Genomic DNA, 18,632 nt, shown 5'->3' on the forward strand with positions numbered 1-18,632 from the left:
TCACACTTCGGGTCAGCGCGCCGAGGCCGCAGCCGCCGCCGGGACGTCGTCAAGCAGCACCGCGCGCACCAGCTGACCGGCCCACTGGAGCACCTCGGTGTTGCGCAGCGGCTTGCCGGCGACCGGCGCGGTCATCGGCACCGGCACGAGCACCTGATGCTGCGCCTCCTTGATGAGCGTGCCCTTGTAGAGGCGCTGGATGCGCATCGCCTGGCTCTCGCGCAGGTCGACCGGGCCGAACCGCACGAACTTGCCCTGCACGGCGATGTCGGCGACGCCCGCCTGGCGGGCGATCGTGCGCAGCCGGGCGACCTCGATGAGGTGCTGCACCGGCTCGGGCAGCGGACCGTAGCGGTCGACGAGCTCGTCGACGATCTCCTGCAGACCGGCCTCGTCCTGCACGGTCGCGAGCTTCTTGTACGCCTCGAGCCGCAGCCGCTCACCCGGCACGTAGTCGTGGGGCAGGTGCGCGTCGACGGGCAGCTCGATCTTGACCTCGACCGGCCCGGTGTCGCCGCCCTCACCGCGGAAGTCGGCGACGGCCTCGCCGACCATCCGGGCGTAGAGGTCGAACCCCACGCCCGCGATGTGACCGGACTGCTCACCGCCGAGCAGGTTGCCGGCGCCGCGGATCTCCAGGTCCTTCATCGCGACCTGCATACCGGCGCCGAGGTCGGTGTGGCTCGCGATCGTCTCGAGGCGGTCGTGCGCGGTCTCGGTCAGCGGCTTGTCGGGCGGGAAGAGGAAGTACGCGTACGCGCGCTCGCGCCCACGGCCCACACGGCCGCGCAGCTGGTGCAGCTGAGAGAGACCGAGCACGTCGGACCGCTCGACGATGAGGGTGTTGGCGTTGGAGATGTCCAGGCCGGTCTCGACGATCGTGGTGCAGACCAGCACGTCGGAGCGGCGCTCCCAGAAGTCGACGACGACCTCCTCGAGGCGCTGCTCGCTCATCTTGCCGTGGGCGGTCGCGACGCGCGCCTCAGGGACGAGCTCGCGCAACCGGGCGGCGGTCTTCTCGATCGACTGGACCTTGTTGTGGACGAAGAACACCTGACCGTCGCGCATCAGCTCGCGGCGGATCGCGGCGGTGATCTGCTTCTCGTCGTAGCCGCCGACGAACGTCAGCACGGGGTGCCGCTCCTCGGGAGGCGTTGCGAGAGTGGACATCTCGCGGATGCCGGTCACCGCCATCTCGAGGGTGCGCGGGATCGGCGTCGCTGACATGGCGAGCACGTCGACGGCCGTACGCAGCTGCTTGAGCTGCTCCTTGTGCTCGACACCGAAGCGCTGCTCCTCGTCGACCACGACCAGGCCGAGGTCCTTGAACTGGACCTCCTTGGACAGCAGCCGGTGGGTCCCGATGACCAGGTCGACGCTGCCGTCGGCGAGACCGTCGATGACCTCGCGGGCCTCCTTGTCGGTCTGGAACCGGGACAGCGACTTCACCACGACCGGGAACCCGGCGTACCGCTCGGAGAAGGTCTGCTGGTGCTGCTTGACCAGCAGCGTCGTCGGCACGAGCACCGCGACCTGCTTGCCGTCCTGGACCGCCTTGAACGCCGCGCGCACCGCGATCTCGGTCTTGCCGTAGCCGACGTCACCGCAGATGAGGCGGTCCATCGGGACGGTCTTCTCCATGTCGGCCTTGACCTCGTCGATGGACGACAGCTGGTCGGGCGTCTCGATGTAGGCGAAGGCGTCCTCGAGCTCGCGCTGCCACGGGGTGTCGGGCGCGAACGCGTGCCCCTGGGTGGCCATGCGCGCGGAGTAGAGCTGGATCAGCTCGCCGGCGATCTGGCGTACGTGCCGCTTGGCCCTGGACTTCGTGGTCTGCCAGTCGGATCCGCCCATCTTGTTGAGGTTGGGCATCTCGCCGCCGACGTAGCGGGTGACCTGGTCGAGCTGGTCGGTCGGCACGAACAGGCGGTCGCCCGGCTGGCCCCGCTTGGACGGGGCGTACTCGAGCACGAGGTATTCGCGCGTCGCACCGCCGACCGTGCGCTGCATCATCTCGACGAACTTGCCGACGCCGTGCTGCTCGTGGACGACGTGGTCGCCGGGCCGCAGCTGCAGCGGGTCGACGACCTTGCGCCGCCGCGACGGCATCTTGCGCATGTCCTTGGTGGAGCCGCCCGTGCCCGCCGCCGCGCCGGTCAGGTCGGACTCGGTCAGGACGACGAGATCGCTTGAGGGCAAAGAGAATCCGTGCCCCAGCGAACCGGTGGTGATCTCGACGGCACCCGGCGTGAGCGCATCGAGTGAGTGCGCTCGTACGTCGTGGTCGTGCAGCACCTCGGTGACACGCTGCGCGAGGCCGGGACCCTCGGTGACGACCAGGACGCGCTTGCCCGCCCGCACCCACTGACTCAGGTCGGCGACGGCCTCGTCGGTGTTGGAGCGGTACGCCGGGACCTCCTCGGTCGCGATCGTCACACGCTCCCCCGGCAGCTCGTCCTCGACGAACTCGGCGAGGTCCTCATCGGTGGCGAACGACGACAGCGACCACCACGGCAGGTCACGCCCGAGGGTGTGCTCACGGATGTCGGACAGCGTCCAGTACGACGCCTGGCCCAGGACTCCCTGCAGGTCGACCGGGACGACGTTGCCGGCGGCGGCGTTGTTCCAGGACGCGTCGAGGAACTCGGCGCTGGTGGCGACCAGGTCGTGCGCGCGCGTGCGGACCCGCTCGGGGTCGGACAGCACGACGTGTGTGCCCTGCGGGAGCACGTCGACGAGGGTCTCCATGCCGCCTTCGAGCAGCGCCGGGCCGAGCGACTCCATGCCCTCGACCGCGATGCCCTCGGCGACCTTGTGCAGCATGTCGGCCACACCGGGCAGCTGCTCGGCGAGCTCGGCCGCCCGCGCGCGGACCTCGTCGGTCAGCAGGATCTCGCGGCACGGTGGCGCCCACAGCCCGTGCTCGGCGGACTCCAGCGAACGCTGGTCAGCGACCTTGAACCAGCGGATCTCATCGACGGTGTCGCCGAACAGCTCGACGCGCAGCGGGTGCTCCTCGGTGGGCGGGAACACGTCGAGGATGCCGCCGCGCACCGCGAACTCGCCGCGCCGCTCGACCATGTCGGTACGGGTGTACGCGGCCCCCGCGAGCGCCTCGACGATGTCGTCGAGCGGCTGCTCGTCGCCGACCTTGAGCGCGACCGGCGCCAGGTCACCGAGCCCCTTGGCGATCGGCTGCAGCAGGGCGCGCACCGAGGCGATGACCACGCGCAGCTCGCCGTACGCCGCATCGGTCGTGTCGGGGTGCGCGAGGCGCCGCAGCACGGCGAGACGACGACCGACGGTGTCGCTGCGCGGGCTGAGCCGCTCGTGCGGCAGGGTCTCCCAGCTGGGGAACTCCGCGATCGACTCCTCGGGGAGGAAGCAGCGCAGCGACGCGGCGAGGTCCTGGGACTCGCGACCGGTCGCGGTGACCGCGAGCACGGTCGTCGGCTGCGCCGCCGCTGCACAACCACGCGCCCCGCTGATCGCCGCGATGAGCGGACCGCGCGCACCGGGCGCCGCGGCCACGTCGACGACCGAGGCGTCGCCGACCAGGGCGAGCACCCGGCGTACGGCGTCGTCGGCGGTGAGGACATCGAGCAGGGGCGAGAGGGTCACGCGAGCATCTCCTTGGACAGCACGAGAGCCCCAGCTCAAGTCGCGACGGGGTGTCGCGGGGCTCGACCTGGGGTGCACATCCATGGTGCCACGAGCCACCGACAGGCCGACGGCGCGCGACGAGGGCCACAGATCCGCCCGTACGCGGGGCACGGACTTTACGTTTCGATTACCGTCTACTGAAGGTCGGGCCAGGGGGCCGACCGGCATTCAGGGATCAGGGGAAGCACGGCATGACTTCAGACGAGACGCGCCCGCGGGTGGGCTACGCCCCCGGGGTCTACGACCTCTTCCACATCGGCCACCTCAACGTCCTGCGACGAGCCCGCGAGCGCTGCGACCACCTGATCGCCGGTGTCGTCTCCGACGAGATGGCCGAGCAGGCCAAGGGCCGACGCCCCGTCGTGCCCCTGGCCGAGCGTCTCGAGATCGTCCAGCACATCTCGTTCGTGGACGAGGCCGTCGTCGAGACCGTGCCCGACAAGCTAGCGACGTGGCGCGAACACCCCTTCGACGTCATCTTCAAGGGCGACGACTGGCGTGGCACCGCCAAGGGCGACAAGCTCGAGCGGGACTTCGGCGGCGTCGGTGTCGAGGTCGCCTACCTCCCATACACGATCCACACGTCCAGCACGCTGCTGCGCGCCACGCTGCGCCACTTCGCCTCGTAGCCGCGCGAACCGCCGGACCGCGGCGCTCTCGGCGATCGACCGACCGATGCCGGAACGCCGACCGCTGTGGTCGCCGCGCTGGGAGTACCCCGCCAACAGCTCGACGCACAGCTCTTCGTAGCGATCGGCCACGTCCTCCCACGCGTACGACGACGCGGCACGCTCACGCGCAACGTCACCGAGGATCTGCACGGCCTCGCGATAGGTCTCGGCGTCGGCCAGGAGTCGCGCGAGGTCGTCCGGCGTACGGAAGAACCGGCCGGACCCACCGAGCACCTCGCGGTTGAACGTCACGTCGAAGGCGAGCGTGAACGCGCCGGCACCCATCGCGCGCAGCAGCGAGGGGTTGGTGCCGCCGACGGAGTGACCGTGCACGTAGGTGACGGCGTGGGCGTAGAGCTGATCGAGCTGCTCCTGGTCCCAGACGCCGCCGAGCAGGCGAACCCGTGAGTCGGAGGCGGCGAGCTCTTCGATGCGCTCGACGTGCGCGCTGCTGTAGGGAGCCGACCCCACGACGACCAGCGGCAGCCGAGCGTCGCTCGCGAGGTAGCCCTCGAGGGCGACGTCGACGTGGTTCTCGGGCTCGAAGCGCGCCACGACGAGGTGGTAGCCGCCGGGCGTGAGACCGAGCTCGTCGAGCTTCGCGTGGCCGGGCACCTCCAGGATCGGGGCGCCGTAGGCGATCTGGTGCGTGACCGCGCCGAACTCGTCCTCGTAGTAGTCGGCGATCCCCGCAGCATCGGCGATGAGCGCGTCCGACCAGCGCACCGAGAGCGCCTCGGCCATCCGGTAGTAGCGCTGGCCACCCGGACCCCACTTGCCACGGCGCCACTCCAGCCCGTCGACGTGGGTCGCGGCCGGCGTACGCCGCAGCCTCAGCATCGGGAGGAACACCGCGTTGGCAGCGTTGAAGACCAGTGCGACGTCGGCGCGCCCCGTGGCGGCCTGGTGCAGCACCGACAGCGCCGTGTGACTCAGCGTCTCGAGGGTGCGGTGCCGCACTGCGGGCAGGTGAACCAGCTCCATGCCGAGATGGCGCTCCGGGCGTGCGCCCGACCCGTCGTCACGGCAGTAGACGGTCACGTCGTGCCCGCGCTCGACGAGACGGCGACCGATCTCCTCGGCCGCCGTCTCGAAACCCCCGTATCGCGCGGGCACACCCCTGGTCCCGATCAAGGCAATGCGCACTGAAGAGCTCCCCCAAAGTCACGTCGTTACACAGCGCAGCAGCCCGCGCCAAGAGTTTCCCCAACGGTCGAGGTTAGATCATCTAGGCGTTTAGAATGCGCAAAACGGGGAGAAGGGGGATGTGATGCGCAGCGCTGTCGCGCGCCCGGCTGCTGGGGCCATGACGTGGGGTGAGGCCGTGGCCCGCCTCGCAGCCGCACAGAAGAGCAACCGCGGTGCAGCCGCGTACTCCAGGTGGGTCAACCGACCGCTCGGACGGCGACTGGCGGCCACGGCGTACGTGCTCGGACGCACGCCTGACCAGGTCACCCTGATCAGTGCCGCGACGACCTTCACCGGCGTCGCGCTGATCGCCCTCGCGCCGGCGTCGCTGTGGACCGGCATCGCCGTGGCGGTGCTGCTCGTGCTCGGCTACGCCCTCGATGCGGCAGACGGGCAGCTCGCGCGGCTCACGGGCGCCGGCAGCATGTCGGGTGAGTGGCTCGACCACGTCGTCGACTGCCTCAAGATCTCGGCCCTGCACCTCGCCGTGCTGATCGGGTGGTACCGCGGGTTCGACGTGTCCGACGGATGGCTGCTCGTGCCGATCGTGTTCTGCGTGCAGTCCGCAGTGTTCTTCTTCGCGATCATCCTGGTCGACCAGCTGCGTCGCCGGGTCGGCATCACCCCCGCGCCCGACGACGGTCGACCCTCGGTGCTGCGGTCGTTGATCGTCATCCCCAACGACTACGGGCTGCTCTGCCTGGTGTTCCTGCTCTGGGGCTGGCACGCCGGTTTCGTCACCGTCTACGCCCTGCTGGCGGCCGCCAACGTCGGCCTGCTCGCGATCGGCCTCGTGCGCTGGTACGCCGAGCTGCGCCGCATCGACGCCGACCGGGCCGCGCAGCCGTGACGGCCGACCACGGACGTGACGGCACCGGCGCCCTCACCGTGCTGCAGTCCGGTCCACGACCGCTCCCCACGACCAACCCCTACAACGTCATGCTCGGCCAGTGGCTCGACCGGTCGCCCGAGATCGACCTGCGCTACTTCAGCTGGCGCGAGGCGCTGCTGCGACGTCACGACGTCTTTCACGCGCACTGGCCCGAGGCGCGCCTCAACGGCCGATCGGCCGCGGTGCGCGCTGCCCGGCAGGCAATGTTCGCTGCCGCGCTGGTCAAGTGGCGGCTGACCGGCACGGCCATCGTGCGCACGGTCCACAACATCGACCTCCCGCAAGGCCTCAGCCGCCGAGAGACGTTGCTGCTCAAGGCTTTTGACCGGCAGACCACACACCGTGTCTGCCTCAACGAGCACACCCCGACGCCGGGTGATGCATCCCGCTCGATCATCGCGCACGGCCACTACCGCGACTGGTACGACCGGTTCCCGCGGCACGACGCCGTCGCCGGCCGCATCGCCTACGTCGGCATGATCCGCCGCTACAAGGGCGTCGACGCACTGTGCGCGGCGTTCACCGAGACCCACGCGGCACGGCCAGAGCTCAGCCTCACCGTCGAGGGTCGACCGTCCACGCAGACGCTGGCCGACGGGCTGCGCGCGTACGCCGCCCGCGACGACCGCATCCACCTCACCCTCGACTTCCTCGAGGACGCCGACCTGGTGGCCGCGATCACCCGCGCCGAGCTCGTGGTGCTGCCCCACCGCGACATGCACAACTCCGGCAGTGCGCTCGCCGCCCTCTCCCTCGACCGCCCCGTCCTGATGCAGGACAACGACGTGAACCGTGATCTGCGGGCCGAGGTGGGCTCCGACTGGGTCCACCTCTACGACGGCGAGCTGAGCGGAGCCGACCTGCTGCGCGCGCTCGACGCCGTCAGCAACCGTCGGCCCGGAGGCCGCCCTGACCTGAGCGCGCGCGAGTGGGAGCGTTCGGCGGCGCTGCACGTCGACGCGTTCCGGCGTGCCGTCCAGGGGCACGAGCGCCGCAGCCCGCTCGTGCCCACCGCGTCATGACCAGGCCATCGCACCTGCCGCGGGTGCTGGTGGCGGTGCTCACCTATCAGCGGCCGGACGAGCTCAGCGCCAACCTCCCCGCTGTGCTCGCACAGGCACAGGTGAGCGATCACCCGGTCGAGGTCTGCGTGGTCGACAACGACCCGGCCGCGAGCGCGCGGTCAGCCGTCGCGGCCCTCGCAGCGCCCCACCTGCGCTACGTGGTCGAGCCGCAGGCGGGTATCGCGGCGGCGCGCAACCGCGCCCTGCACGAGGCCTCCGCCGCCGACCTGCTGGTGTTCATCGACGACGACGAACGACCGCGGGACGGCTGGCTCGACGCTCTGCTGCGCGTGTGGCACGACACCGGTGCGGCCGCCGTGCCGGGACGCGTGGTGCCGTCCTACCTGGGACAGCCGGACCCGTGGCTGCTCGCCGGCGGCTTCTTCGACCGGCCGGTCCGCGTGACCGGCTCGACGATGCCGACGGCCGCCGCAGGCAACCTGCTGCTCGACCTGCATCAGGTACGCCGCGCCGGGCTGCTGTTCGAGGAGCCCTTCGGCCTGACCGGCGGCGAGGACACGCTCTTCGGGCGCCGGCTGGTCGCGTCAGGCGGCGAGATCCGCTGGTGCGACGAAGCGGTCGTCGAGGACCGCGTCCCCGTCGAGCGCCTCACCCGCTCGTGGGTCCTGCAGCGCAAGCGAAGCCACGGCAACGTCGCCAGCCTCGTCGACCTGCACCTCGCGACGAGCACGGCGGCGCGTCGCCGCGTCCGCGCGCGCCGGCTCGCAGCAGGTGCCGTCCTCATCGGCCAGGGGTGGGCCCGCTCCGGTGTCGGACGGGTGTCGGGCTCGGCTCACCATCACGCACGCGGACTCGCCGTGCTCCACCGCGGGCTCGGCATGATCGACGGCGCCGTCGGCCGACCGTACGAGCAGTACGCACGCGAGTCGTGACCCCTCAGGGCACGAGCGAGGTCACCAGCTCGACGACCTCGCGCTGATAGCGCTCGACCGAGAACCTTCGCCGCGCCTCGAGCCGCGCCCGCTCCCCCATCGACGCCGCACGCGACGGGTCGTCCATCAAGGTGGCGACTGCTCGGGCGAGGGCCTCGGCATCGCCGGGCGGGGTCAGCAGACCGGTGACGCCGTCCTCGATCGTCTCGAGGTGTCCGAGAGCAGCGGCGGCGACAACAGGTCGTCCGGCGAGCTGCGCCTCGACGACCGCGTTGCCGAACGGCTCACGCAACGACGGAGCGACCACGACATCCGCACGCTCGAGCACCGACCAGATGGGCGAGACGTAGCCCGAGAACTGCACTGCTCCGCGCAGGTCGTCCTGCTCGGCTCGCTCGCGCAGCTCGGACTCGTACGCCTCATACCCCGCGAACGCCGTCCCGCAGACCTCCAGAGTGACCTCACGGCCCTGTGCTCGCAGGAGCGCGACAGCCTCCAGCGCCACGTGCGGGGCCTTGCGCGGTGAGAGGCGTCCGACCACCGCGAGCCGGAACGCCGGCCCCGGGGATCCCGCAGTCACGGCGGTCTCGGGCTGCGGAACACCGTTGTAGATCAGGCGTGCTCGGCGTCGGAGGCCGGGCACGACCTCGGCGGCCGCAGACGCGGCCCGGCTGATCACGATGAGCCGATGGGCCTGCAGCAGCGGTGCGCCGAGGGCGGCTCGTACCGGCCACGGGTCCTGGTCCTCCGCCTCGTGGACGTGGCACAAGGTCGGCACCCGCGCGAGTCGTCCGGCCGTCAGCCACCACGGGAGGGTCACCGTGTTGACGTACAGGACGTCTGCACCGACCTGGCGGACGACGCGTCGCAGGCCGGTGGCCGCCCGTGCGCCGGCGACGGCGAGACCGGCGAGCCCGCCGGCTGAGCTGCTGGCGCGCCGCAGCACCGGGAAGTCGACGACCTGCGGCTCACCGCCACGTCGGCGTACGAGCTCGTGCAGCGGTCCGTGCTCGGGCATCGCGACGACCACGCGCCAACCGGCAGCAACCAGGCCCGAGATCGACTCGAGCAGCTGCAGATCCGACCCGTAGACGTCGGCAGCCGGATGGGCGACCAGGACGGTCGGACCAGATGCGACGTCAGCCACGACGGGCCGACCAGCGGCTCGCACCGCGCCCGGCGCGCTCGCGATCGTCGTCCGCCTCGGGCAGGTCCGGCTCCTCGTCCTCGGAGTCCTCGGACCGGTCGTCGTACGACGCTCCCAGCGAGCGGCGCGGCTCCGGCGCGCCATCCGCGTCGTCGTGTACGTCGCGTACGGCGCGGGCGTCGCGGTGCGGGGTGAGGTCCGTCAGTGTCTGGTCCTCACCGGCGTCGTCCGCCTCGGCGACACTCGTCGTCGGGCTCCAGCCGTCGGCCGCGGACGACGCAGGCGGCAGCACCGGCCGTGCCTCGGCGGGAGCGGAAGCCCGCCGCGCTCGGGCAGCCCGCGAGCGCGTCTGCGGCTCCTCGTCCGGGACGTACTCGTAGTAGGCGAACTCGTCCTTGCGCTTGACCTGGTTGAGCACGACGCCGAGCAGCCGCGCATCGACCGCACGCAGACGGTCGAGGGCCTCGCCCACCTGCTGACGGGTCACCTTGGCCGCGCTCGCGACCAGCACCGCACCGGACACCGACCGCGCGAGGATGGCCGGGTCGGTCACGGGGAGCACCGGCGCGCAGTCGATCAGGATGACGTCGTACGACGGACGCGCCTGGTCCAGGAGACGCTGCATCGCCCGCGAGTCGAGCAGCTCACTCGGGTTGGGCGGGATGTCACCCGAGGTGATGATGTCCAGGCTCGTGTCACCCCAGGGCTGGATGACGTCGTCCAGGTCGGCCTGTCCGATGAGCACGGTCGTCAGGCCGACACTGCCCTCGAGACCGGTGTAGCGCGAGAGCGAGGGACGGCGCAGGTCGGCGTCGATGAGCAGGACCCGGGTGTGCGCCTCGGCGATCGCGACCGCGAGGTTCATCGCCGTACTGGACTTGCCCTCGCCCTCGACGGCCGAGGTGATGACCACGATCAGCGGTCGCTGGTCGATACCGAGGAACTTCAGGTTGGTACGAGCCCGGCGGAAGGCCTCGGCCTCACGCCCTCTGGGCGCGAGGCGTACGAGGTGCCCGTGCCGTTCGGGCGACTTGGAGACACCGACCTCACCGAGCACCGGCGCGTCGGTCAGACCGTTGATGTCCTCCGCCGTGCGCACGCGGGTGTCGAGAGCATCACGCGCGAACGCCGTCAGCACTCCGAGCACCAGACCTGCTGCCAGGCCGGCCGCGACATTGCGTCGGGTGTTGGGGGACGACGGATGCTTGGCAGGCGTCGCGACCGCGACCGGCGTCGCCTCGATGGTGGCGCGGTCCTGCTCACCCTTGGGCGCCAGCTCGCGCGCCGCCCGGGAGAGCTCGGTCGACACGCTGTTGGCGATCTGAGCAGCCCGCACGTCGGAGGTGTCGGTCACGGCGATCTGCAGGATCACGGTGTCCTTGGCGGCCGTGGCCTTGATCTTGTCGGCGAGCTGCTGCGCGGTCATGTCGAGGTGCTGTGAGGCGATCACCCGGTCCAGCACGAGGGGCTGCTCGGCGAGCGAGGCGTAGGAGACCATCTGGCTCTGCGCGTAGGTGGAGCCCTGTGACAGGTCGCTGCCCGAGGTGCCGGTCGGCAGCGAGAAGTAGACCCGGGACACCGAGGTGTAGGTCGGTGTGGCCGCGACGGACAGCGCCAGGGCCGACGAGCCGCCCAGGACCGTGAGCGCTGCGATGATCGACCACCGCTTGCGCAGCACGCTCAGGTAGTGCCGGATCCCCGTCGCGGTCGTGCGGTTCGGTTGGTCGTTCATCGTGGTGCCCTCAGCTCGATGCGCCGGGCGATGTGTGCCCGGTCCCCTTGTCGTCGATCAGATGTCCCCGTCCCAGCCACCACGGCTGACCCGGAGGAGTCTAGTTGCGGCTCGTGCTCGAGCCGTCGTTCTGCGGACTTCTCGCCCGTGGCCGGACGGGCCGCGAGCTGTGCGGTCACAGCCAGGCCCGCGAAGAACCAGAAGACCGTGGCGTACTGCGTGATCAGTGCGACCGTCACCAGCGCCGGTCCCTGCGCCACCACCGCGATCGTCGGCGCTGTGGCCCGACGTGCCAGGACCGCGAGCGCCGCGCCGGCGTACACCACCGTGACCAGCCCCAGGGCGAGCGCACCGTAGGTCAGGCCGAGCAGCAGCCAGGCGCTGTCGATCGAGTGGAACGCCCCGACGTAGACGTCGCCGGTCGGGCTGCGCGTGACGCTCGGGCTCTCGCCGAGCAGACTCACATCGGGCAGCAGGCCGAGCAGGTCGAGCCGGTACGCCGCACTGTTGGTCGCCTCGTCGCCCGCGGCGCTGAACACGCCCAGGATGCGCGACTGCAGTGCGACGGCCGCCACGACCAGACAGCCGATGAGGCCGAGTCGTGCTCGGGTGGGCAGCGCCCCGCTGCGGTCCAGGAGGAGCATCAGCACCAGGCCGAGCAGGGCGCAGCCGATGGCCGTACGACTGAACGTCACGACCGTGGCGGCGACCAGCAGCACCGCGATGCTCACCCGTAGCGGGGGGCGCAGGTCGGACGCGAGCGCGACCGGGACGGCCATCGCCAGGCAGGCGCCCAGCGCGATCGAGTGCCCGAACGCCCCCTCCGCGCGGACGATCCCGCCGCGCTCCTGCAGCTGCCCCCACAGCTCGTACGCCGCGTTGCCTCGGCTGAGCGAGACGAACGGGTTCCAGGAGAGCAGGAACTCCACGAGGGCCAGCGCCGCGACGACGGCGAACAGCACCGTGATGCACCGGTAGGTCCAGGTCAGACCGACCTTCGACGGCAGGATGCGACCCACCAGGTAGCCGACGGCCCACTGCGCCAGCACCGCGAACGCACCGGCGAGGGACCCCGCGCGCATGAGGAGCGCGAGGACCACGAGGCCGACGAACGACAGGAGCAGCCAGTCGACCCAGTGCAGCCGGGTCACCGCGAACGGCACGGCCGCCGCGAGCACGACCAGTCCGATCGCCGAGGTCGGCGGGAAGTCGAACTGGACCTTGACGCTCATCCAGCACGGCACGAAGCACGCGACGGCCAGCCAGAGCCCGAGTGCCGCGCGCGTGGAGCGTCGGAGCGCGACGACGAGCAGGGCGGCGAACGTCGCGGCGGCGCCCAGCAGGACCAGCCGGTCGACACTCGGGCCCGAGCTGAGCCCCAGAGGCAGGGACGACATGACTCAGCCTCCCGTCCGGCGCAGCGCGCGTCGCCCGTGGAGCGTCGCGCGCACCGCGGTCGGCGCCGGCCCGCGCCGGGACAGCAGGTGCCGGCGGCCACCGCGCAGGAGGATGTCGTACGCCGCCCGGGTACTCGTGCGGCGCCAGCGCCGCTGGGTGCCGGCGTCGAGGTTCTTGGCCGCGAACAGCAGACGGTTACGGATGTTGAAGTAGTAGTAGAGGTCGGACTTGTCCCGGGCGCCCGAACCCGAGGTCTGCGAACCGCCCTCGTCGTGGACCGCTGTGCAGTCGTGGTCGACCGCGATGCTCGCGCCGGATGCGAGAGCGCGGTGGGACAGGTCGACGTCCTCCCAGTAGAGGAAGTACTCCTCGTCGAAGCCGTCGAGCCGCTGCCACAGCTGACGGCTGAGCACCAGGCACGCACCCGTCAGCCACGGGACGACCTCGGTCTCGTCGGTGCCCGCGGGTCGGTTGCGGGTCGCGCTCATGTGACCGTCGGACAGCCACAGGTCGATGCCGTCGAACCACAGGCTGCCGTCGGAGCGGACGATCCGCGGTGCGCGCATCGCCCAGGGGTCGTGCCGGACCCGGTCGATCATGCGTCCCAGACTCGCACCGTCGACGGACGCGTCGGGGTTGAGCAGCACGAGGACGTCGGCGCCCGCCTCGAGCGCAGCCGTCGCGCCGAGGTTGACGCCACCGCCGAACCCGAGGTTGGTGTCGGAGCAGATCGCGGTCCAGCCCTGCTCGGCGCACAGCTGCTCGACCGCGGCGCGCTCCTCGGAGGTCGTCCAGTTGTCGACCACAACGACCTGTACGCCGGGTGCGGAGTCTGCGACGGCGACCAGGTGGGTGCGCAGCAGATGCGCGCTGGCATAGCTGACGACGACGATCGCCGTCGACCGGAGAGCCTCGCTCATGCGCGCGCCCTCCTGGCCTGTCGGACGGCCGCGAGCACCTGGCGTACGTCGTCGCCGAGTGCGGGGACGACCCGCACGAGGACGGCGACCGCTGCGAGCCCGGCGAGAGCCGCCAGCAGCAGCCCGACCGCAGGTGCCCACGTCGCGGCCGCGGTCGCCGCACCCCACGACGCGACACCGGCGGCTGCGGCGACGACGATGATGCGGACTGCTCCGCGCACCAGCCCACCGGCCGGCAGCGGTGACATGCGCGACAACCACCAGATCGACAGGGGCCACTCCAGCGCAGCCGCGGTGGCGTAGGCGACCGCCACCCCACGGACGCCCCAGTGGCTGCCGATCAGGATGCACCCGATCCGCAGGCCCGCCGTGAGGACGGTGTAGCGCCGCAGCTGCGCGGTGAGTCCGCGGGACAGGTAGACCCAGTAGCCGACGAAGGCCAGGGTCTGCAGCCCGCCGGCGATGGCAAGGGCGCGCAGGATCGGGACCACCTCGACCCACTGCTCCCCCAGGAAGACCGCGGTGATCGGGGCCGCGGCTCCGGCGACCAGCCCCAGCCCGACCACCAGGCCGTAGCCGAGCGCGAGCTGCCCTCGCAGCAGGAAGGACTGGTAGCGGGGCACGTCGTCCTGGATGCGCGACAGGACGGGCAGCGCCACCGACGTCGTCGGCCCGCGCAGCTGGCCGAGCGGCGTCATGAGCAGCTGGAACCCGCGGTTGTACAGCCCGAGCGGAGCAGCCCCGAAACGTGTCCCGATCACGAACGTGTCGGCGTTGTTGCCGACGTAGCCGACGACCTGCGAGCCGACCAGGTGCCAGCCGAACCGGACCAGCCCCGCCATCGGCGCCGAACGGTCCGGGGCGCCCGGCCGCCATCCGGCACGGACGACGACCAGCACCATCATGGTCGTGACCTGGGTCAGCTGCTGGGCCGCGAGCGACCAGTAGCCCGCGCCGTTGAGGGCCGCGATCACCCCCGCCAGCAACCCGGCCAGCGAGGCGGCGACGTCAGCGAACGCGAGCGCACCGAAGTGCAGGCGCCTGTTGAGGTCGGCGCGGTACTGCGTCGCGACGCCGTTGACGACGAAGAGCAGCGCGAGCACCCGTGTGAGGTCGACGAGCTCATCGCGGCCGTACGCATCGGCCACCAGCGGTGCCGCGAGCACGGCCAACCCCGCCAGTCCGAGCCCGAGCACGACGTTGATCCAGAACAGGTTGTCGCGCTGCGCCCTGGACAGCTCGCGCGCCTGCACCGCGGCCGCCGAGAGCCCGAAGTCGCGGAAGATGTCCGCGACCCCGACCACGGCCATGACCATGGCGACGAGCCCGTAGTCGTGCGGTGCGAGCAGCCGTGCGAGGACGACGACCGAGACGACCTGGATCACGATGCGCCCGACCTGGCCGCCGACGACCAGGACAGCCCCACGGACCGCGCGGCGGCCGAGCCCGCTCGGGGGCGCCGGCCGCACGTCGGCGTTCGTCATCCGATCTCACACTCCATCAGGTCCGGCGGATGACCGTGAGGTCATCCGCCGGCACTCCTCACTCCTGGGCGGGCTTCACGAGGAGGTTGTCGAACAGCGCCTTGATGGGGGCATTGGTGACCGTGCCGGCGAGGTAGACCTCGAGGCCGATGCCGCCGGGCCGCTGCAGGGCTGCCGTCGTGTCGGTCACGCTGTTGCGCCAGGTGCTGGGCTCGGTCGAGCCGGCCGTCCACACCTTGGCGCGCACCGTCGTACCGACGGCCTGCAGCCGCAGCGTGAGGGTGTCGTCGACCGTCACGCCGGGGATGCTGCCACCACCGGCGAGCGTGGTCTCGACCCCGTCGACGACCTTGGTGAGGTAGAGCTCGACAGCACCGGTCTCACGCCAGCGCAGCTTGGCGACGTAGGCGGTCGTCCCGACCCGGCGCACGGTCGCGTAGGTGTAGACCGACGCACCTGCCGGAGCCTTGTTGAGCTCGGTGTCGACCGTGAGGTCGGTGTCGGTGACCGACACCGAGCCCAGCGAGGCCTTCACGCCGCTGCCGGCTGCCGCCATCTCGAGCTGGCCCTTGTCGCCGTCGACCGAGAAGCGCGCGGCCGAGCCGGACAGGGTCCACGCACCACCGGTGTCGGCCGAGCCGAGCCCACCGGTGACATCGCGGTTGAAGTCGTCGACCACGATCGCGGCCGCCGGGGCCTGCACGGTGACGTCGTGGCTGACGCTGTCGGTGGCGCCCTTGTCATCGGTCACGGTGAGACGCACGGTGTAGGTGCCGGCGGCGGCGTACGTGTGCGACGGCTTCGCGCCCGTGCCGCTCGACCCGTCACCGAAGTCCCACGCGTACGACGCGACCGAGCCGTCCGCATCGGTCGACGCGCTGCCGTCGAGCGCCACCGTCAGCTGGGTCGCATCGCTCGAGAACGCTGCTGCCGGAGGCTGATTCGCCGGCGGAGCGGTCACGGTGACCTGCTTGGTCAGGGTGCCGGTGGCGCCCTTGTCATCAGTCACGGTGAGACGCACGGTGTAGGTGCCGGCCGCTGCGTACGTGTGGGACGGCTTCGCGCCCGTGCCGCTCGACCCGTCACCGAAGTCCCACGCGTACGACGCGACCGAGCCGTCCGCATCGGAGGACGCCGACGCGTCGAACGTCGCGGACAGCTGTCCGCCCGTCGCGGTGAACGCCGCCGTCGGCGGGACGTTGGCGATCGCACCGGTCGAGCCCAGCTGGTGGTGCGAGGCGATCGACGCGGCGCTCAGCACCGTCGGGTAGACGGCCGCGTCGTCGATCACGCCGTCGACCGAGTCGGCGCTCGGGTCGCCCGGCCAGCCGGACAGGCTGTCACCGCTGCGCCAGTAGCCGCTCACGGCCCGGGGCGTGCCGACATCGCTGCGGGCAGCCTTCTCGGAGCCGTCGACGTACAGCTTCAGCGAGCCGCCCGTGGCCGTGCCGACGACGTGGTGCCACGTGCCGTCGTTGTAGGTCGCCGGGCTCTGGACGGTCTTGACGCTGCCGTCGCTGACGCCGAAGACCAGGTGCCCGGAGCTGTCCAGATAAAGGTTGCGGTCGTGCGTGGACGAGGTGCCCGTCTTGGAGCTGCCGATGCCGAGGATCTTGCCGCCCTTGGTCGAGGACGTCTTGACCCAGGCCTCGACACTGATGGTCTGCGGAGCGGCCACGGACGAACCGCTGGACACCGCGCCGGCGCTGGTGAGGAAGCCGCTGGGGTCGAGCTCGAGCGCCCGGTCGCTGTCACCACTGACCGCACCGGTGACCGCGCGGGACACGTTGCCGCGGGTCGTGCCGTTGTTGCTGCCGGCCCAGTCGCGGATCGTGCTGCCCGAGTCACCGAGTCGCCAGTAGAGGTCGGCCCCGTCGGACAGGACCCGGCGAGCGTACGCCGACGGCGGCGTACCCGTGCTCGTCACCGGCGAGGTGGTCGGCAGCGTCAGGGTGTTACCGAAGGAGTCCTTGGCCTTGACGGTGTAGGTCACGCTCTGGCCTGAGGGCGCACCGGCGTCGGTGAACGTCATGGTGGGCGTGTTCCAGAAGGTCGAACGCCCGGAGACCTGACCCACCGGGCCGGTCGTGCCCGAGCGGTGGATCTCGTAGGTGAGGTTCTCGTTGTCCTCGTCGGACGCCGCACCCCACGTCAGCCGCACGGTGCCGTTGCCGGTGGCGGACGCCGCCGGGTTGGGGCCTCGACCGGTCTGGGGGCCGCGCTGGTTGGGTGCCTTGTCCTTGACGGCGAAGCGCACGAGGCCCTGCTGGTTGCGACCGTTGACCGCGGGGAACTCACCACCCACGGCGATGTAGTCACCGTTGCCCGTGACCGTCCAGCCGGCCTGCTTGGAGGAGGTGTAGCTGCCCCAGGCGAAGTCCGGGAACCACTGCAGCGCCTTGGAACCCGGGCGGCCCTTGTAGTTCCAGCCGTACTGGTCGGGGCCGTCGTTGACGGTGTTGGCCTGGGTCGAGAACGCCAGCGCGTGCCGCTGGTTGAGCGATCGCGGGTTGCCCTCGGGCACGGCGCCGATCATGTCGCAGGAGTGCACGTGGCTGACGGTGTAGACGACCTCACCCATGGGGTAGGCGTCGTAGGTGTCGCCCTGGCAGTCGTTGAGCCAGTTGATACCGCCGTTGCTCGGGTCGAGCGCGAACGTGCCCTCGAAGGTGCCGCCGCTGCCGAACGCGAAGCCGGTGCCGTACACCTGCTGGCCGTCGGCGCGCAGCGACACGATGCCGCCGTTGTTGTAGTCCTTGATCACCGAGTTGGCCGCCCACGGGAGGTTCTGGCCGGTGCTGAGGTCGAGCGCGCCCATACCGTTGACGACCTGGTCGTTGAGCCGCTGGAACTGGCCGCCGACGACGAGCTTGGACGCGTCGGGGGTCAGGGTCATGGACCAGACGTAGTAGCCGTCGGTCTGCGGTGCCCAGGGCAGGAGCGCGCCGGTCGAGCTGTTGACGGCGGCCAGCCGCTTGCGGATCTGCCCGGCCGCACCGTTGAACTCGCCGCCGGCGTAGACCGTGCTGGCCGTGGCCGCGAGCGCTCGCACACGCCCGGAGACCGAGGGCTTGAACGACGCGTCGAGCGCGCCGGTCGAGACGTCGAACGCCGCGATGTGGCCCCGGGGCTGACCGTCGACGGCGGTGAAGTCGCCACCCACGTAGATGCGCGACTTGTCGGGCGAGGTGGTGATCGACAGCGCCTGCCCGTTGAGGGAGTGGTCGAACCCGGTGACGGGGTTACCGGTGCGGATGTCGTAGGCGAAGATGTTGCCCGCGTCGCGCTCGCCCGCTCCGCCGGGAGCGATACCTGGCGGGCGCACCTTGGAGAACTCGCCGACCGCGTAGACCGTGGTGCCGATCGTCACCTGCTGCCACACGACACCGTTGATCTGCCAGGTGGGCAGGGCGTCCGAGCTCACCGTGGCCGCGACGCCGTCGTCCGGCGTGGTGTCGGCGACAGCACGGCCAGCCGAGGTGACGGTGCCGAGCAGCACCGCCAGCATGGCGAAGGCGACGGCGAGAGCGCCGGCCCGGAGCGCGGAGGCACCGGGTCGTGAGTGCGGCATGGGTGCTCC

General features: G+C 71.2%; 11 protein-coding genes and 1 pseudogene. 4 read left to right on the plus strand and 8 right to left on the minus strand.

The genetic code is table 11. The annotated features are described in order from the left end of the window. Nucleotides 1-12: 12 nt before the first annotated feature. On the minus strand, nucleotides 13-3,621 hold the full coding sequence (gene mfd / locus VV01_RS13920; RefSeq protein WP_050670409.1) for a transcription-repair coupling factor: 3,609 nt from the start codon (nucleotides 3,619-3,621) through the stop codon (nucleotides 13-15). A gap of 233 nt (nucleotides 3,622-3,854) precedes the next feature. Here mfd and VV01_RS13925 point away from each other — a divergent pair, with 233 nt between their 5' ends. Further along, entirely contained in the window at nucleotides 3,855-4,292 is a 438-nt protein-coding gene (locus tag VV01_RS13925) for an adenylyltransferase/cytidyltransferase family protein (RefSeq protein ID WP_071606388.1), read from the plus strand. Nucleotides 4,293-4,346: 54 nt separating this feature from the next. Here the strand turns inward: VV01_RS13925 and VV01_RS13930 are convergent. Beyond that, a pseudogene (locus VV01_RS13930) lies at nucleotides 4,347-5,450 on the minus strand (glycosyltransferase); the annotation flags it as partial. A 154-nt stretch (nucleotides 5,451-5,604) separates the two neighbouring features. Here VV01_RS13930 and VV01_RS13935 point away from each other — a divergent pair. Genes VV01_RS13935 through VV01_RS13945 form a run of 3 tightly spaced genes read left to right on the plus strand, consistent with a single transcriptional unit; the run spans nucleotide 5,605 to nucleotide 8,371 of the window. After that, complete coding sequence (locus VV01_RS13935; protein ID WP_050670411.1) at nucleotides 5,605-6,372, plus strand: CDP-alcohol phosphatidyltransferase family protein; 768 nt, start codon at nucleotides 5,605-5,607, stop codon at nucleotides 6,370-6,372. After that, a complete protein-coding gene (locus VV01_RS13940; protein ID WP_050670412.1) occupies nucleotides 6,369-7,436 on the plus strand; it encodes a glycosyltransferase in 1,068 nt (355 codons plus the stop codon). Before VV01_RS13935 ends, VV01_RS13940 begins: the two co-directional genes overlap by 4 nt. Beyond that, nucleotides 7,433-8,371, plus strand: coding sequence for a glycosyltransferase family 2 protein (locus VV01_RS13945; RefSeq protein ID WP_050670413.1), 939 nt, complete (start codon nucleotides 7,433-7,435; stop codon nucleotides 8,369-8,371). The genes VV01_RS13940 and VV01_RS13945 overlap by 4 nt, the downstream gene beginning before the upstream one ends. Nucleotides 8,372-8,375: 4 nt before the next feature. Here the strand turns inward: VV01_RS13945 and VV01_RS13950 are convergent, their stop codons facing one another. The 6 genes from VV01_RS13950 to VV01_RS13975 are packed head-to-tail and all read right to left on the minus strand — an operon-like array spanning nucleotide 8,376 to nucleotide 18,623. Next, nucleotides 8,376-9,518: a glycosyltransferase family 4 protein gene (locus VV01_RS13950; RefSeq protein ID WP_050671944.1), complete on the minus strand. Its 1,143-nt coding sequence runs from the start codon at nucleotides 9,516-9,518 to the stop codon at nucleotides 8,376-8,378. Further along, nucleotides 9,511-11,250: a polysaccharide biosynthesis tyrosine autokinase gene (locus VV01_RS13955; RefSeq protein ID WP_050670414.1), complete on the minus strand. Its 1,740-nt coding sequence runs from the start codon at nucleotides 11,248-11,250 to the stop codon at nucleotides 9,511-9,513. Before VV01_RS13955 ends, VV01_RS13950 begins: the two co-directional genes overlap by 8 nt. After that, complete coding sequence (locus tag VV01_RS13960) at nucleotides 11,247-12,647, minus strand: hypothetical protein (protein ID WP_050670415.1); 1,401 nt, start codon at nucleotides 12,645-12,647, stop codon at nucleotides 11,247-11,249. Before VV01_RS13960 ends, VV01_RS13955 begins: the two co-directional genes overlap by 4 nt. Before the next feature lie 3 nt (nucleotides 12,648-12,650). Continuing rightward, nucleotides 12,651-13,568: a glycosyltransferase family 2 protein gene (locus VV01_RS13965; RefSeq protein ID WP_050670416.1), complete on the minus strand. Its 918-nt coding sequence runs from the start codon at nucleotides 13,566-13,568 to the stop codon at nucleotides 12,651-12,653. Continuing rightward, nucleotides 13,565-15,052, minus strand: a complete 1,488-nt coding sequence (locus tag VV01_RS13970) for a lipopolysaccharide biosynthesis protein (protein ID WP_050670417.1) — start codon at nucleotides 15,050-15,052, stop codon at nucleotides 13,565-13,567. Before VV01_RS13970 ends, VV01_RS13965 begins: the two co-directional genes overlap by 4 nt. 58 nt (nucleotides 15,053-15,110) lie before the next feature. After that, nucleotides 15,111-18,623: a PKD domain-containing protein gene (locus VV01_RS13975; RefSeq protein ID WP_050670418.1), complete on the minus strand. Its 3,513-nt coding sequence runs from the start codon at nucleotides 18,621-18,623 to the stop codon at nucleotides 15,111-15,113. Nucleotides 18,624-18,632 lie beyond the last annotated feature (9 nt).

Origin of the sequence: Luteipulveratus halotolerans (assembly GCF_001247745.1) — a bacterium.
Taxonomy (GTDB): Bacteria; Actinomycetota; Actinomycetes; order Actinomycetales; family Dermatophilaceae; genus Luteipulveratus; species Luteipulveratus halotolerans.

Bases quoted from the DNA above. Each gene is read 5' to 3' on its own strand.
- VV01_RS13925 (WP_071606388.1), top strand. From the start codon at position 3,855: ATGACTTCAGACGAGACGCGCCCGCGGGTGGGCTACGCCCCCGGGGTC.
- VV01_RS13935 (WP_050670411.1), top strand. From the start codon at position 5,605: ATGCGCAGCGCTGTCGCGCGCCCGGCTGCTGGGGCCATGACGTGGGGT.
- VV01_RS13945 (WP_050670413.1), top strand. From the start codon at position 7,433: ATGACCAGGCCATCGCACCTGCCGCGGGTGCTGGTGGCGGTGCTCACC.
- VV01_RS13955 (WP_050670414.1), bottom strand. From the start codon at position 11,250: ATGAACGACCAACCGAACCGCACGACCGCGACGGGGATCCGGCACTAC.
- VV01_RS13960 (WP_050670415.1), bottom strand. From the start codon at position 12,647: ATGTCGTCCCTGCCTCTGGGGCTCAGCTCGGGCCCGAGTGTCGACCGG.
- VV01_RS13965 (WP_050670416.1), bottom strand. From the start codon at position 13,568: ATGAGCGAGGCTCTCCGGTCGACGGCGATCGTCGTCGTCAGCTATGCC.
- VV01_RS13970 (WP_050670417.1), bottom strand. From the start codon at position 15,052: ATGACGAACGCCGACGTGCGGCCGGCGCCCCCGAGCGGGCTCGGCCGC.
- VV01_RS13975 (WP_050670418.1), bottom strand. From the start codon at position 18,623: ATGCCGCACTCACGACCCGGTGCCTCCGCGCTCCGGGCCGGCGCTCTC.